Raw genomic sequence first — 14,502 nt, forward strand, 5'->3', positions numbered from 1 at the left:
TACCTTAACTGCCCGCTTTTTCGGATTCCCCGGCACTGGTGTTTCCGAACCGGTTGAGCAGTGGAAGCAGTACCACAAGGGCAATCGTCACGCAGATGATCGACAATGATGGCGTGCGCTCGATGAAGATGCCAAAGGACCCGCGAGAGATGGTCATCGTTTGTCGAAGGGCTTCCTCGGCGAGGGGGCCGAGCACTAGCGCCAGGACCAGAGCGGCGGGCGAGAAGCCGTAGAGCCGCATGAAGAAACCGACCATACCGGCGGCAAACATCAGGTAGGTCTCGATAAAGCTCGCGTGAACGCTAAACGTGCCAAGCGCGCAGACCACCACGACCGAGGGCCCGAGCACCCGGTAGGGCACCTTGATCATTTGGACGAAGAGTGGGATCGCAAAGATCGAGATGACCAGAAGCACCATGTTCCCAAGATACATCGATGCGATGAGGCCCCAAGCCAACTCGGGGTTCTGCTCCATGAAGAGAGGACCAGGACGGAGGCCCCAGAGAAGGAATGCTGCGAGAAGCACCGCCGTCGAAGCCGACCCCGGTATACCGAGCGTCAGAAGCGGGATCATTGCGCCGGACGATGCCGCGTTATTCGCGGTTTCCGGGGCGACAAGGCCCGCCATCTCGCCATTGCCGAAGTTATCGCCATTTTTTGAGATCGACCGCTCGGTGGAGTAGGCCATGAGCGAGGCAATTGTCGCTCCTGCGCCCGGGATCACACCGACAACAAAGCCAAGGATAGAACCGCGCACCATGGTGAAGCGTGTGGAAACCCAGTCCTCAATCGACGGCCAGAACCGCTCTTCCTTGTCGTACTGGACGATGCCGCCCGTGCCGGTTTTGTGAAGCCCGGTGTAGAAGGCATAGAACAGTTCGCCAAGGCCGAAGAGACCGATCGCAATCGGGATGAAATAGATGCCCCCGATTAGCTCGGCAGAGCCGAAAGTGTAGCGGCCCTGTCCGGTTTCAAGGTCGACGCCTACTGTGCCAAGGGCGAAGCCGATCAGCGCCGAGATCACCCCAAATTTCCAGTTGGTTCCGATCATGACGAGAAGCGTCAGCATCCCCATCACAGCCAGCAGAAAATACTCGGGTGGCCCAAAACTCCGGCTAACCTGAGCGAAGAGTGGTGCGAGGATGGTGATCAGGATCACGCCTACGGTGCCACCCACGAAAGAGGCCGCTGCCTGCATAACAAGAGCGGGCCCTGCGCGGCCTTTCTTGGCAAGTGGAAAGCCATCGAAGGTCGACGCGACTGTAGCGCTTTCCCCCGGGGTGTTGAGAAGGATCGAGGTGATCGTTCCGCCGTACATCGCGCCGTAATAAATGGCCGCGAGCATCATGATGGCGCCGATTGGGTCCATCCCGAATGTCACTGGTAGAAGGATCGCAAGACCCGCCGAGGGTCCAAAGCCCGGTATAACACCGACGATCATGCCGACGATGGCACCGATTAGAAGGTAGAAGAGGTTGATCGGGGAGATGGCGATCGAAAGCCCCATCATCAAATCCGAAAAGATGTCCATTGCGGCTGCTCCGGCTAGTGTATTGTGAGGCTCAGATTGGTAGGTCGTAGAGCGCGGGCGGCATGTTGGCGTTCAGCACCCTGTCGAACAGAAGATAGACGCCGCCTGGGATCAAGATGGCCAAGGCGAAGTTCTTGAGCGGTTGTGTGCGGTTTAGAACCATCAGGGTCACGCCAAGGAAGATCACGGTAGCGACGAAGCCGCCGAACATCCGGAGTAGCACAGCGTAACCAATAGCGAGGGCCATGAGCATGACCACGTCCTGCCATGCCTCCGGGTTCGCCTTTTCCTGCTCATCCGCGCCTTTTCTGAGCTCGTCGATCAGCGCCCAGAGGATGATGAAGATAGCAGAGATGCCGATCACACGCGGAAAGAAACCTGGGCCGGGGCGTCCGGTCCGCGTCAGAAAGTTAAGGTCGGCGAATGCGACGTAGGTATAGTAGATCACCCCGGCGAGGAGAACGACAAGGAAGACGCGGCGCATGATTTGAAATCCTGTGATGGAGAAGGCCGGCCGCGGACCATTCCGCGGCCGGCCCATAGTTTTGGCAGATGCCGCTTATTCGATCGCGCCGACTTCACGCAGAACGGTCTCGAAGCCGTTCTTTGTGTTGCCAAGGAAGGTGCGGAACTCGTCGCCGTAGAGTACGGTCGGTGTCAGCGTATTGCTTGAGATGTACTCGTCCCATTCCGGCGTCTCGACGACTTTTTTCATGGTCTCGATCCAGAACGTCTGGGCTTCTTCCGGCGCATTTGGCGGCAGGATCAGTCCGCGGGGCATCGACACGCCGATGTCGTAACCGATATCACCCATGGTCGGTACGCCTTCGAGCGCGGCCGGGGTGGATGTTCCCGAGAACACCATCGGGCGCAGGTCTCCGGAGTCGATCAGACCAAGGATTTCACCTGGGTTGCCGACCATGGCGTCTAGCGCGTTCGAGAGAAGCGCTGTGGTCTGCTCGGACATCGAGTTGAACGAAACGTAGTCGAACTCGAAGCCCGCGCGCTTGGCAAAGAGAGTCGGCACGATGAAGTCGACATTGACCGAACCTGTACCGCCGATCGTGATCGGGTTTTCTTTCGCGTTCGCGATGAACTGGTCGATATTTTGGATATCGCTTTCGCCGTTCACCACGAGGACGAGGTCGTCGGTTGCCAGAAGCGCCACGGGCGTGAAATCTTCGGGCTGCCAAGGCGTATCTGCCTGAAGCGGTGTGGTCACGAAGCTGCCCGACGTGGTCGAGATGCCATAGCCGTTGCCGTCCTGTGCATAGAGATAGCCCCAACCGACAGCCCCAGAGCCGCCCGCGCGGTTCTCGGCCGAAATTTCGCCAGGATAGAGGTCGTACTTGTTCAGGATCTCGATGATGCTGCGGGCCATGATGTCGTTGCCGCCACCCGGACCGAAGGCGATGGTCCAGTCGAGCGTTTCATCGGCCGAGGGATAGTCCTGCGCAATCGCAGGCGTTGCCACAGCGAGGGGGGCGGCGACAACGGCCGCCGCTACGGCGCCGAGAAGTCCGCGTCCGAATTTGGTTTCAGTCTTGTCCATGAGTATCCTCCCTAGGTTTTGCATGGAATTTCGGCTCGGCGCCTCCTGCGCCGGGCAGATAAATGTTGATCGCGTTACGCTGTCTCTTCTGGGCTCCCTCCCATCAGGTCCAGAAGGCGCGCTTTTCCGTTCAGGTGATGCACGCTTCCTGCCTCGCGCGCAGCTTCAACGTCGCCCATCTCGATGGCCGTTACGATGCGCTCGTGTTCCAGATTTGAAACGCGCAAAGAGTCCTGCCCGGTAAGAACACGATGGCGAAACAGCCGCACCTCTTTGCCGAGAGCAATGTAAAGTGCCGCGGTCCTTTTTGTGTCCGCTGCTTCAGCGATCCAATCGTGAAAGGCTAGGTTCTGAGCGAAGTAGCTCTCTTCGTCCCGTGCCTCGATTGCCTCTGACATACTCTCGACCTGAGCTCTAAGAGCAGCCCCCGCATCGGCGCCGCAGCGTCGAGCCACGCAGGCGCAGAGTATACCGGCAAGCATGGCTCTCAGATCGTAGAGCTCGAGTGCATCCTTTACCGAAAGTTTGCGGACAAAGACGCCTTTCTTGGCCACCGTAGTGACAAGGCCATCACGTTCAAGGGATCGCGCAGCCTCCCGAACTGGAGCGCGGCTGACACCCATTTGAGCCGCGAGCGTGTGCTCGTTCAGCCGTTCCCCGCCAGGGACTTCGCCCTCCAGGATCATGCGTTCAAGTTCGTCACGCACCTCCAATACAAGCGGGCGTCGACGCTTGAAGCCAGTAAACTCGTGCTGTTTAGGGGTGCTGATCATGGCGCCAAGCAAATAGATATAATGTAGAATGTCAACAATATTCTGTTGATTGGCGGGGGGCATACGGCTATTCACTGTGTGCAGAACGAGCCATTGCGCAATATGAATTTGGGCGAGGAGGGCCCGAACCTAATGTCAAAACCACTCATTGGAAAAACCGCTTTTGTCTCTGGTTCCGGCCAGAATATTGGGCGCGGGATCGCAGTTCATCTTGCAGGTCTCGGAGCGAATGTCGTGATTAACGGATCGCGCGACGAGGCCGCCTGCACCGAAACGGCGCGTCTGGTGGCCGAGGCCGGTGCCGAGGCATTGGTAGTGATGGGCGACATGGGGCAAGCCGATGACGTCGCCCGCGCCGCTGACATCGCGAAGACACGCTTTGGTACAGTTGATATCCTCGTCAACAACGCTGCCCGCCGCCCGCACAAACCCTTCCTTGAAATGACGGACGAGGACTGGGATGGCGTGGTCGACGTTGCGCTTACCGGCGCTTTCAGAACGGCGCGTGCATTCCTGCCGGGCATGGTCGACAAGGGTTGGGGCCGGATCATCAATTTCGCGGGTATGAAGGCCATTCGTGGCTATTTTGAAGGCGCGCCCATCTCTGCGGCGAAACACGGCGTTTGGGGGCTGTCGAAGGCGCTATCGACCGAGTTCGCGCCCAAAGGCATCACAGTAAACGTCATCTCGCCGGGCCAGATCCGGAAGGATGAGGACAACGCCGACGACCCCAAGCGCGTGGCAACCATTCCAGTCGGGTTCATGGGGCAATCCCCTGATATCGCCGCCTGCGTGGGCTATCTCGCATCGCCCGAGGCGCGGTTTGTCACCGGGCAGATGATCGCCGTGAATGGTGGAGAAGAAACATAGCCCGCGTCGGTCTCAGGCGACCAGCCGGTGGGGCTGAAAATCTTCCTCGCATTCTAGCCACTATCGCCATGGGTCTTTCGGGGACCGGCGTTTTCCTTTTCTTGGGGTTGCCGCTTCCGTTCTTATTCGGACCGCTTATGGCCTGTCTTCTGGCTGCACTTTTCGGCATCCATGTGGTCGGTTCCGGCCAGATCGGCGTGGTCATGCGAACCATTCTCGGCGTCGCGATCGGGGCATCGATCACGCCCGAATTGATCCAGCGACTTCCGCTGATGACGGTCTCGCTCGCGATGGTACCGCTCTACGTCCTGGTGGTGGCCGTGATTGGCTTCCAGTTCTTTCGCCGGGTCTACGGTCTCGACAAGGCGACGGCCTTCTTTGCGGCCATGCCGGGCGGGCTTCAGGAGATGACTGCCTTTGGCGAGGAGTCGGGTGCAAAGGTGCGAACGCTTACCCTGATCCACGCGACACGGCTTCTTGTTATCGTGCTAGTTGTGCCCTTGATCATGGTCGCCGGTTTCGGTGCTGACCTTGACAATCCGATCGGAGCGCCCGCCGCCACCATACCTATCCACGAGATGCTAATCATGGTTGCTGCGGCACTTATCGGCTGGCAATTGTTCAAGCGCATCGGAATGTTCGGGGCCGCAATTATCGGGCCGATGGTGCTTTCGGCTGCGCTCTCTCTTGGTGACGTCATTCATTCCCGCCCGCCGGCCGAGGCGATCCTAGCAGCGCAGTTCTTTATCGGCATGGGGCTTGGTGCGGGCTATGTCGGCGTGACACTGTCCGAGATCCGCAAGGATGTCGTCGCGGGGCTGGCGTATGTGATCATCGTAGCTGCCGTCGCCGCCCTTTTTGCAGAGATCGTCATTCTGGCAGGGCTCGCGCCAGCCCTTGACGGGTTTCTCGCTTTCGCGCCTGCCGGTCAGGCTGAAATGGCGATCCTCGCTATAGTCGTCGGGGCAGATCTCGGGTTCGTGGTCCTGCATCACGTCACGCGCGTCTTTTTCATCTTGACCTGCTCGCCGCTCGCTGCGCGCCTTCTCGGCTTCAACGCCGGGAAAGACGGGACATAGAGTCATGGCGGCGTCTTGGCAGGTCGAAGCGACGGTTCACTCACCCAAGCCGATGAAGGGTGATCCTTCTGCCTATTCCGGGTCAGACAGTTTTACGTTTGTCAGGCTTCGGCTGCGCGATCTGGACGGGGTTGAAGGCAACGGGTTTTCCGGGCGCTTCTTAGCCCCTGAAGTCGCGCATTTCCTGAATCGCGCCTTGCCGGAAATCCTTGCGGAAGGTGTCGAAGATCCGGTGACCGTGATGGCGCACAGGTTCAATCCGAGGAACATGGGTGGGGTCGTGATTTCGGCGCTTTCTGCGCTCGAAATCGCACTGACGGATCTCCGCGCAAAGCGCGCGGGCCAGAGCGTTGCAGCCCATCTGGGAGGAGCCCGCGCGGCAGCACCGTTCCACGTAACCTGCGGTTTTCCCGAACTCTCGACCGAGGTGCTTGCCGAGGTGTGCCGAAAAGAGGTCGCCAGCGGTGCGCTTGGCGTAAAGGTTCTTGTCGCCGCGCGCGGAAGAAGCGTTGCCGAGGACCTCGCTCGGCTTCAGGCTGTGAGACAAGCTATTGGAGAGGAAGCCGAGCTGATCGCCGATGCTAATTGCAGGATGGATTTGGAGGCAGCGCTGCGTTTCGTCGATGGTGCACGACACCTAAACCTCGCCTGGCTTGAAGAACCGGTTATCGGAAATGACATTGCTGCTCTTTCTCGCCTTGCGGCCGAAGGTATCCCGATCGGGGCCGGGCAGATGGAACAGAGCGCCGCGCGGTTCGAGGCCTTTAGCGAGGCCGGCGTTAAAATGATCCAGCCAAACGCGGTTTTTCTTGGCGGTTTTAAAGCGGCCATCGACGCGGCCCAAGACGCGGTCGACCGGAGGATTTCGATTTCGATGGCAGGAGGCTGGGAGATCGTAAACCTTCACTGGATCTGCGGGGCGTTCACGACAGGAGCTGTCGAATTGCACCGAGCCCAAGTCCGTATCGTGCGTCTTCTGATGGCGGACCCGCCCATGTTATCCGCGGGCAAGATCGCCGTGCCAAATCGCCCGGGTCTGGGCCTTGAACCTAATGAGCGTCTTTTGCGCGAATGCCGTATTGGATAGGGACCGATCATGCTCTTTCCGACTTCTCGAACACGACCGAAACCCCGCAACTGTTCAACATTGGCCAGTATCGGAAACAGTTATGTTTGCCCTGCGTCTTCTGAAGAACGGGGCGAGGCTGACCGTTACTTTCCAGTACGACAAACACGAATTCGGCATCGGTCACCTTCTCGGATTTCTTGCCGCATCTCGGACACGCCGAGGCATCGACGTGCGCCCGACTTTGCGCAGCCGTGGAAAGCGCGGGCTGCCGCACTTTGTCGGATACCCAACGATTGGCAATCCGTGACGAGGAGTGCCTCCGGGTCGCGAAAACGCCGACTCTACACCGGTACACCTGTCCTCGGGTTGTTGCGTAGGAGTACAGGGCAACTACTAGGTTCCAGCTTCGATCGCGTTCGAGAAAGGCATATTAAGCTCTGCTTCGTCTACGATTACACAGACGAGCGCTTGGCCTTAAAACACTGCTCGAAACACTCGCGAATGTTGGTTTTTTCGGGCGGTCTAGATAGGATTACAACGCCATGAATGACCCTGACAGCATAGACGCGACGGTTGCCCGATACATTTCGAAAGCGGGGGGAATGGAACTGCCGCCCGAGGTCGAAATGCGCGCGCGATGCCATCTTCTCGATACCATAGCGGCGATTCTTTCGGGCCGGTTTTTGCCCGCGGGTCAGTTCGGTTACCGCTTTGTGGAAGGTGCGAAACAGATTGGACCGGCGGCATTGCTCGGATCGACGTCCCGAACAAGCGTCGAGTACGCGGCATTCGCCAATGCGATGGCTGCCCATGCGGATGAGACCGACGACAGCCATATTTGGGGGCGTTTTCATCCCGGATGCGGTATCGTGCCGGCGGCGCTTGCCATGGCCGAGCGTCAGGGTTCTTCTGGCGCGGCGCTTCTTCGCGCCATCGCTCTTGGATACGATATCGGTGCGCGGGCAACCATGGCGTTGGGATATTCCAACCCGAAGACAACGGTGTTCTCGACCCATTCCTTCGGGTCGCTCTTCGGCGCTGCTGCGGCTTCTGGCACTCTGGCCCAGCTCAGCGCCGCCCAATGCGAGGCGATGCTGTCATTTACAGTTCAGCAGACCTCAGGGTTGTCCTATTGGAACCGCGATCCGGACCATGTTCAAAAGTCGTTTGACTTCGGCGCCAAAAGCGCACGGAACGGCGTGTTTGCGGCGCTGCTTGCCGAAGCCGGCATGACGGCGCCGGACCATCCCTTGACCGGCGAGAACAGTTTTCTTGCGGCCTTCGCGGAAGCCCCGCGTCCAGAGGCCCTGTACGAAGAGCTCGGAGAGCGTTTCGAAATAGCACGCTCGTCGATCAAGAAATGGTCCGTCGGCTCGCCACTGCAATCCGTGCTCGACGCGGTCGAGGCAATCTTCGGCGGCAAGACACAACGAGGTGAGGACATCGACGCTATCACGGTGCACCTTCCTTCGAACCGGATTCATATCGTTGACAATCGTCACATGCCGGCGGTTTGTGCACAGCACCTCGTGGCACTTTCGACGTTACGCGGCCGGGTCGGCTTTGCCGCTTCGCATGACGCGGCTCTGATGTCGGACCCCGAAATTCTTGCCCTTCGTCAAAAGATCCGACTGGTGGCGGATGACGCGCTGACCCATGCGCGGCCCGAACGCCAATCGATCGTCGAGATACGCATGGCGGACGGGAAAACGCTCCGGCACCACGCCAGGGTCGTGCGTGGTACGCCAGACGACCCGATGTCTCCGGATGAGGTTTGCGAAAAGGCCGGCGATATCCTTGGCGGCATACTTCCTGATGGCGGGACGCGCTTGATCAGCCTCTGCTTGGAAGAAAACTTCCAACCGGGCGATCTTGTTGATGCGTGTCTTATCGGACCGCATCCGAATGACACAATTGCGCTAGGTGGAACATGACCGGAATCGAACCTCCTGAGGTGACGCGCCAAATCGCCTCCTTTATCGCGGCGACGAGATTCGAGGATTTGCCGGACGATGCCATACAGGTTGCGGTCCGCTGCGTTTTGGACGGCATGGCTGTAATGATCGCGGGTACGCAGGAAGCCTGCGCAACGATTGCCAGGGACTACGTTAGGTCCGTCGGGGGCAAAGAAGAAGTCACGGTTTTCGGAGCAGGGGGCAGGCGGTCGCCCATTCATCTTGCCGCTTTCGCCAACGGAATTGCAGGGCACGCGCTTGACTATGACGATACAGCGCTGTCGCTCGAAAAGGACCGTTCTGTCCTGATCCATCCGACGATGCCCGCGCTCTGCGCGGCATTGGCTGTCTCTGAATTGACCGGAGCGAGCGGGCCCGAGTTTCTTACGGCCTTCGTTCTGGGGTTCGAGACCGAGGTGAAGGTCGCGGAAGCGATCCACCCGGATCATTTCGCCGGCGGTCGGGGTTTTCATTCGAGTGGAACAATCGGTGTTTTCGGCTCGGCAGCGGCGGCGGCAAAGTTGATGAAGCTAACCGAGGAGCAGACGTGCCATGCGCTCGCTATCGCTGCGACAATGTCGGCTGGTCTGGGTGTTAATCACGGCACGATGTCGAAACCCCTCAACATGGGGCGGTCGGCGGAAACCGGTGTGACAGCGGCACGGCTCGCAAGCCTTGGATTCGATGGCCCAGGCAATGCGCTTGAAGGCGGACGTGGTTTCTTCGAGGCATTCGGTGGCGGCTTTGCCGCAGAGAAAATCGTGGATCGACTTGGCGCGCCATTTGCGATCCTCGACCCAGGCTCGTCGATAAAACCTTACCCGTCCGGCGTCGTCGGACATCCCGGGATGGATGCGATGAAAACGCTGGTTACCCTGCACGACATAGCCCCCGGGGACGTGGCAAAAGTCGTGGTCAGAACAGGGCTGAACGTGATTGCCCCCGGCCCGTTGCGCGTCGCGCATGCACGCACGGCGCTCGAAGGTAAGTTCTGCGTTCCATTCCAGATGGCAGCGATGATCCTGCGCCGGAAGGCGGGGCTAGCAGAGTTTTCGGATGATTTTGTTGCGTCCGAAGCCTGTCAGGCAATGCAGAAACGGGTGACGGCCGTTATCGCGCCCGATATCGCGGCTCTCGGCAAGGACAAGATCGTATTTGAGATCGAGCTACACACTCATAGCGGCGCTGTTCATGTTCAGAGATCTGAGGAGCACTACCGAGGTGGACCGCGCAATCCTCTTACTTGGGAGGAGCTGGTCGAAAAGTTTAGAGACTGCAGCGAAGGGGTTATCGAAAAGGGGGCGCAGGATACCTTTATTGCGAATTGCCGCAACATCGCGGATCTGCCGACGATTTTGCCACTTGTGAAGTCCCTAATCTGATCGGCGCGCACCAGCAGGCGCGCGTCGATTAGTTTTTTATCGGTTAAGAGTTATTCTGCGCTGTCCGCGTTCGCCGCGTTCTTCTTTTTCCTCGCGTCGAAATAGTCCCGGAGGCCCGATCCCACCACGAAGAGAAGCGCCGTAATCAGCAGCCCGAGCGAGATGCCATCATTGATGAAAACGGAATGATCGCCACCAGTCAGCAAGAGAGAGCGGCGGTAGTTCGATTCGATCAGATAACCAAGCACGAGGCCCAGAACCAATGGCAGAAAAGGGAAGCCGAGCAGGCGCATGACATAGCCAATCGCCCCAGCGAAGAGGACGAGGTAGAGGTCAAAGAGCGTGTTGTCGATCGAGTAGATTCCCGAGAAGATTAGCGCGAAAATCGCGGCCATAAGATATGGTTTAGGGCGGTTCACAAGCCAGATTGCCGGCGTCAGGATCAGCATGCCGATAAAGAAAAGCGACAGGTTCGCGACAAGCAGCCCGCCATAGAGCCCATAGATGAAGTCCGGGTTCTCTTCGAAAAGAAGCGGGCCCGGTTGAAGTCCATGGATAAGAAGGCCGCCGAGAAGGATCGCGGTCGAGTTCGATCCTGGGATGCCGAATGAGAGCATTGGAACAAGGGCCGTTCCTGCCACGGTGTTGTTGGCGCTTTCCGGGGCCGCAATGGCTTCGGGCGACCCTTTGCCGAACTCGTCCGGATTGGAAGACCAACGCCGCGCCTCGTTATAGGCCATGAAGGCCGCGATCGAGCCGCCGGCACCCGGCATGACACCTTCGAAAAGACCCACGCCGGAACCGATAGCCTGAGGTTTGCGCAGCCGCTTGAGTAGCGCCCATGACGGAAGCTTTATCCGCATCTGCCGTGTCTCGCTCTTGGGGCGCTTGTATTCGGGTTTTCCGGCCTGCACGAGCAGTTCCGAAACCGCGAAGACGCCGACCATCACGAGAATGAAGGGTATGCCGCCCAGCAACTCGGGGGCACCGTATGTGAAGCGGCTCACCCCGGAAATCGGGTCGGTGCCGACGGTGGCGATCATCAGACCGATGACACCAGCCATAAGTCCCTTGATCAGCGACCCGCTCGACAGGGATGCAATCACGCTGAGCCCTAGCACGCCGAGTGCGAAATAGGCGGGTGGCGTGAAATACAGGGCGACGCTCGCCAGTGGCTTGGTCAGAAGGACAAGGCAGAAAAGTCCTATCATTCCGCCAATCACGCCAGAAACGAGCGATATCCCGAGGGCCTCGCCACCGCGCCCCTGCTTTTGCATCTCGTAGCCGTCGATCGAGGTGGCAGCAGCGGCATTGGTACCGGGGGTGCGGATCAGGATCGCCGGGATCGAACCGCCATATTCAGCGCCCACATAGGTCGCCGCGAGAAGGACGATCGCGGGAATTGGGTCCATCGTATAGGTAAAGGGCAGCAAGAGCGCCATCGCGATCGACGGCGAAATCCCGGGCAGGGCTCCACCAAGGATGCCCCAAACGACACCACCCATCGCGGCAAAGGCCGCCGGTGTCGTCGTTAGTGCTGACCATGCGTAGCCGAGTGGCTCCATTATCTCACTCCTGTATTAGAAAATGCTTGCCTGCGGTCATCGGCATATCAGCCGGTACCGGGAAGCGCGGGAAGTATCGTGCCGCCTGGCAGCGGGATGCCAAGAAACAAAACGAACAGAAGGTAAAAGCCGAAGGGCCCAATCAAGGCTATCAGTATGGTTCTCTGGCTAAGAGGAGCCCCGATGTAGAGCGAAACGAAGAAAATCAGAAGGCCGATAGAAATGACATATCCCAGCGTATTCACGACCAGCAGATAGCCAACTCCAAGGGCCAGCATGCCGATGGCGCGAAGATGCGGCCTAATGCGTTCGGACAACGGCTGGGGATCTTCTTTGGCCACTGTCTCGGAGCTGGTCATGAGCGATATGGAAATCGCCCGAATGATCAAAAGAATGGCAAGGGCACCGAGCGCCCAAGCCAGTGATTTTGGTAGCCCCGACGCACCCACGGGATCGTCGAGCGGGCTGACGCGTATTTTAGAGGCTTCGAGCCAGTAGAAAATGGATACGCCCAACATCACAAGGCCAATCCAAATGTCCCGGGTGAAGTACGTCATCTTTGTATTCCTTTTGCCCGAAGCCGTTTCGCTCAGCCGTCCACGATACCGTAGGTAACGAAGAATTCACGCTGATCTTCGGCGAACTGCTCAAGGAAGGCGTTGTATTCCTCATGCTGCATGAAGGCCGGGACGAGGGACTGAGCCGAGTACCACTCTTGGAACTCTTCGTCCTGAAGAACGGCGGTCAGAGCGGCTTCCCACTTGTTGAAAATGTCGTCGGGAAGACCGGCCGGGCCTGCGATGCCGCGGAACTTGTTCACGACAAGGTCGATACCCTGCTCCATCGCGGTTGGCACATCGGGGAAGCCATCCAAACGATCCTGTGTGTAAGTTGTAATCAGGCGCACCTCACCCGCTCTGAGTTGGGCGTCGAGTTCCTGAATTTCACCAATGCCAAGAGCCACGGTGCCGTTAAGAACCGAGATCAACAGCTCGCCACCGCCGTCATGCGTGACGACTGGCGAGGTCACGCCGGTCAGGGCTTTGAACTTTTCCATCACCTGGCGATCGAGCGATCCAGGCGTCGTCACCCCGAAGACCACGTCAAAGGGACTAGCCTTTGCCGCCTCGACGACTTCCGTCAGATTATTGAACGGGCTGTCTGCGGCGACGTAGACGACCTGCGGGTCGAGGAACACGTTGGAGACGCCGGTCAGGTCCTTGTAAGTGTATTCGGGCTTCGAAAGCAGCGACGTGTTGATGAAGGTCGGCGTCGTTCCATAGAAGATCGAACCGTCCGATGGTGAGTTCGCCAGCTTGGCCATCGCCTTGGCGCCAGAGCCGCCGCGAACGTTTTCGACGACGAAGTCGGCGCCGAGATACTTGCCGAGATATTTCGTCATCTCACGCAGGAAGACGTCCGTACCGCCACCCGAGCGTGAGTGCGTGACGAGCGTCACCGTATCATGTGGATATTCCTGAGCTGCCGCCGGTAGAGCCATAGTTCCGGCCGCTGCGGCCGTGGCTAATGCGGCAATTAGATTGCGAGCGCTATTGAGCATTTTTTATCCTCCCTTGATTGGGTCACATCGCGGGATTTCCAACCGGACAGTCGAACCCTGCAATGATCATAGCTTCGTGGATTCGAGGCTGAATTGTCAACTGTCAACAATTTTGGAGAGTAGAAAAAGTATCGTAAGATATTGGTAATATTCAAAAAAAGTGATTTATAGCCTCTTGTCAGAGCATAAAAAATCAAAGAATCTCGCCCTTGATCCGTTCCGTTGGCAAAGCTGAACCACGGGGGGAACGGGCCGATGGCCGCTTGTACGGTGTGGGTTTGGGCGCCGTGCGCTCGCTGAGCCATCTTGTCAGCAATCACGGCATGTATAATCCGCCCGAGACATGCACCGTTTGTCCGGTCATGAAGCCAGCGTGTGGTAGGCACATCGTGACCACCATTCCCGCTGCCTCGCCAATCTCGCCCTCGCGGCCACGAAGAATTTCGGTCCCCATGTTCGGCGAGGCTCCCGATGAGGCCGAGCGTTTACCGCCGATCTTTCCGGGCACGACGCAGTTCGCCGTGATGTTCCGATCTGCGAACTCGCGAGCAATCGCCTTGGTGAGGCCGACAAGGCCGGCTTTCGCTGCGCAGACATGTGCACGGTTCACGGCACCGATATGCGCGGTCACGCCACCGATATTGATTACTGTGCCGCCGCCTGTTTCGATCATCAGTGGCAGGGCGGCACGGGACATAAGAAACGCTCCGTCGAGAATGACCGAGTTTATCTCGCGCCATTCGTCCAACGACATCTCAAGTAGGGGGACCTGGCGGCGGATCGCGGCATTGTTCACGAGAATATCGAGGCGGCCATATTCCGAACGGGCCGCTTGCACCATCGACAGCGCGTCGTCCTCTTTGGTGACATCGCCCATGGCCACGATTGCGCGTCGCCCGAGCGCGCGGATCTCGTCGGCGACCGCGTCGATTTCGTCCTTAGCGCTGCGGGCGGTGATCACCATATCCGCACCGTGGCGCGCAAGGCCCAATGCAGTTTCACGGCCGATGCGGCGCGAGGCACCGGTTACTATCGCGACCTGTCCATCGAGTCGGTCGAGAGGAGCGGATTGGGGCATTGGCGTGTCCAATATCTACTTCGGTCAGTGCCTATGGATGTCACTCAAATACAGTAAAATGTCAATTGTTGACATTTTTCAGTTCCC

Annotated in this window: 14 protein-coding genes; 6 read left to right on the top strand and 8 right to left on the bottom strand. The window is 58.6% G+C overall.

Annotated features, from left to right (window positions below; all coding sequences use genetic code 11):
* Positions 1 to 4: 4 nt before the first annotated feature.
* The 4 genes from CLM58_RS11220 to CLM58_RS11235 form a co-directional block, all read right to left on the bottom strand.
* Positions 5 to 1,531, bottom strand: coding sequence for a tripartite tricarboxylate transporter permease (locus CLM58_RS11220; RefSeq protein ID WP_095596013.1), 1,527 nt, complete (start codon positions 1,529 to 1,531; stop codon positions 5 to 7).
* A 31-nt stretch (positions 1,532 to 1,562) separates the two neighbouring features.
* Complete coding sequence (locus CLM58_RS11225; RefSeq protein WP_095596014.1) at positions 1,563 to 2,015, bottom strand: tripartite tricarboxylate transporter TctB family protein; 453 nt, start codon at positions 2,013 to 2,015, stop codon at positions 1,563 to 1,565.
* A 75-nt stretch (positions 2,016 to 2,090) separates the two neighbouring features.
* Positions 2,091 to 3,083, bottom strand: coding sequence for a Bug family tripartite tricarboxylate transporter substrate binding protein (locus tag CLM58_RS11230; protein WP_095596015.1), 993 nt, complete (start codon positions 3,081 to 3,083; stop codon positions 2,091 to 2,093).
* Positions 3,084 to 3,157: 74 nt separating this feature from the next.
* On the bottom strand, positions 3,158 to 3,856 hold the full coding sequence (locus CLM58_RS11235; RefSeq protein WP_158221897.1) for a GntR family transcriptional regulator: 699 nt from the start codon (positions 3,854 to 3,856) through the stop codon (positions 3,158 to 3,160).
* Positions 3,857 to 3,988: 132 nt separating this feature from the next.
* Here CLM58_RS11235 and CLM58_RS11240 point away from each other — a divergent pair, with 132 nt between their 5' ends.
* The 6 genes from CLM58_RS11240 (at position 3,989) to CLM58_RS11265 (ending at position 10,211) form a co-directional block, all read left to right on the top strand.
* Positions 3,989 to 4,726, top strand: coding sequence for an SDR family NAD(P)-dependent oxidoreductase (locus tag CLM58_RS11240; protein WP_229666115.1), 738 nt, complete (start codon positions 3,989 to 3,991; stop codon positions 4,724 to 4,726).
* Between the two features lie 68 nt (positions 4,727 to 4,794).
* Positions 4,795 to 5,805: an AbrB family transcriptional regulator gene (locus tag CLM58_RS11245; protein WP_095596017.1), complete on the top strand. Its 1,011-nt coding sequence runs from the start codon at positions 4,795 to 4,797 to the stop codon at positions 5,803 to 5,805.
* Between the two features lie 4 nt (positions 5,806 to 5,809).
* Complete coding sequence (locus CLM58_RS11250; RefSeq protein WP_095596018.1) at positions 5,810 to 6,892, top strand: enolase C-terminal domain-like protein; 1,083 nt, start codon at positions 5,810 to 5,812, stop codon at positions 6,890 to 6,892.
* 82 nt (positions 6,893 to 6,974) lie between these two features.
* A complete protein-coding gene (locus CLM58_RS11255; RefSeq protein ID WP_095596019.1) occupies positions 6,975 to 7,181 on the top strand; it encodes a hypothetical protein in 207 nt (68 codons plus the stop codon).
* A 235-nt stretch (positions 7,182 to 7,416) separates the two neighbouring features.
* Positions 7,417 to 8,808, top strand: coding sequence for an MmgE/PrpD family protein (locus CLM58_RS11260; RefSeq protein ID WP_095596020.1), 1,392 nt, complete (start codon positions 7,417 to 7,419; stop codon positions 8,806 to 8,808).
* A complete protein-coding gene (locus CLM58_RS11265; RefSeq protein WP_095596021.1) occupies positions 8,805 to 10,211 on the top strand; it encodes an MmgE/PrpD family protein in 1,407 nt (468 codons plus the stop codon). The genes CLM58_RS11260 and CLM58_RS11265 overlap by 4 nt, the downstream gene beginning before the upstream one ends.
* 50 nt (positions 10,212 to 10,261) lie before the next feature.
* On the opposite strand, the gene CLM58_RS11270 is transcribed toward CLM58_RS11265, so the two are convergent.
* From CLM58_RS11270 to CLM58_RS11285, 4 genes are all read right to left on the bottom strand, one after another.
* Complete coding sequence (locus CLM58_RS11270) at positions 10,262 to 11,776, bottom strand: tripartite tricarboxylate transporter permease (protein WP_095596022.1); 1,515 nt, start codon at positions 11,774 to 11,776, stop codon at positions 10,262 to 10,264.
* 47 nt (positions 11,777 to 11,823) lie between these two features.
* On the bottom strand, positions 11,824 to 12,333 hold the full coding sequence (locus CLM58_RS11275; protein ID WP_095596023.1) for a tripartite tricarboxylate transporter TctB family protein: 510 nt from the start codon (positions 12,331 to 12,333) through the stop codon (positions 11,824 to 11,826).
* 32 nt (positions 12,334 to 12,365) lie between these two features.
* Positions 12,366 to 13,277 carry a Bug family tripartite tricarboxylate transporter substrate binding protein gene (locus CLM58_RS11280; protein WP_233133105.1) on the bottom strand — a complete coding sequence of 304 codons (912 nt, stop codon included), beginning with the start codon at positions 13,275 to 13,277 and terminating at the stop codon, positions 12,366 to 12,368.
* A 376-nt stretch (positions 13,278 to 13,653) separates the two neighbouring features.
* Positions 13,654 to 14,415, bottom strand: coding sequence for an SDR family NAD(P)-dependent oxidoreductase (locus CLM58_RS11285; protein WP_095596025.1), 762 nt, complete (start codon positions 14,413 to 14,415; stop codon positions 13,654 to 13,656).
* Positions 14,416 to 14,502: the final 87 nt, after the last annotated feature.

The organism is Actibacterium pelagium (assembly GCF_002285415.1).
In the GTDB taxonomy this organism is placed as follows: domain Bacteria; phylum Pseudomonadota; class Alphaproteobacteria; order Rhodobacterales; family Rhodobacteraceae; genus Actibacterium_B; species Actibacterium_B pelagium.

Excerpts from the sequence above, each read along its gene's own strand:
- CLM58_RS11285 (WP_095596025.1), bottom strand. The coding sequence starts at position 14,415 with ATGCCCCAATCCGCTCCTCTCGACCGACTCGATGGACAGGTCGCGATA.
- CLM58_RS11220 (WP_095596013.1), bottom strand. The coding sequence starts at position 1,531 with ATGGACATCTTTTCGGATTTGATGATGGGGCTTTCGATCGCCATCTCC.
- CLM58_RS11255 (WP_095596019.1), top strand. The coding sequence starts at position 6,975 with ATGTTTGCCCTGCGTCTTCTGAAGAACGGGGCGAGGCTGACCGTTACT.
- CLM58_RS11240 (WP_229666115.1), top strand. The coding sequence starts at position 3,989 with ATGTCAAAACCACTCATTGGAAAAACCGCTTTTGTCTCTGGTTCCGGC.
- CLM58_RS11245 (WP_095596017.1), top strand. The coding sequence starts at position 4,795 with ATGGGTCTTTCGGGGACCGGCGTTTTCCTTTTCTTGGGGTTGCCGCTT.
- CLM58_RS11270 (WP_095596022.1), bottom strand. The coding sequence starts at position 11,776 with ATGGAGCCACTCGGCTACGCATGGTCAGCACTAACGACGACACCGGCG.
- CLM58_RS11265 (WP_095596021.1), top strand. The coding sequence starts at position 8,805 with ATGACCGGAATCGAACCTCCTGAGGTGACGCGCCAAATCGCCTCCTTT.
- CLM58_RS11235 (WP_158221897.1), bottom strand. The coding sequence starts at position 3,856 with ATGATCAGCACCCCTAAACAGCACGAGTTTACTGGCTTCAAGCGTCGA.
- CLM58_RS11280 (WP_233133105.1), bottom strand. The coding sequence starts at position 13,277 with ATGGCTCTACCGGCGGCAGCTCAGGAATATCCACATGATACGGTGACG.
- CLM58_RS11230 (WP_095596015.1), bottom strand. The coding sequence starts at position 3,083 with ATGGACAAGACTGAAACCAAATTCGGACGCGGACTTCTCGGCGCCGTA.
- CLM58_RS11225 (WP_095596014.1), bottom strand. The coding sequence starts at position 2,015 with ATGCGCCGCGTCTTCCTTGTCGTTCTCCTCGCCGGGGTGATCTACTAT.
- CLM58_RS11275 (WP_095596023.1), bottom strand. The coding sequence starts at position 12,333 with ATGACGTACTTCACCCGGGACATTTGGATTGGCCTTGTGATGTTGGGC.
- CLM58_RS11250 (WP_095596018.1), top strand. The coding sequence starts at position 5,810 with ATGGCGGCGTCTTGGCAGGTCGAAGCGACGGTTCACTCACCCAAGCCG.
- CLM58_RS11260 (WP_095596020.1), top strand. The coding sequence starts at position 7,417 with ATGAATGACCCTGACAGCATAGACGCGACGGTTGCCCGATACATTTCG.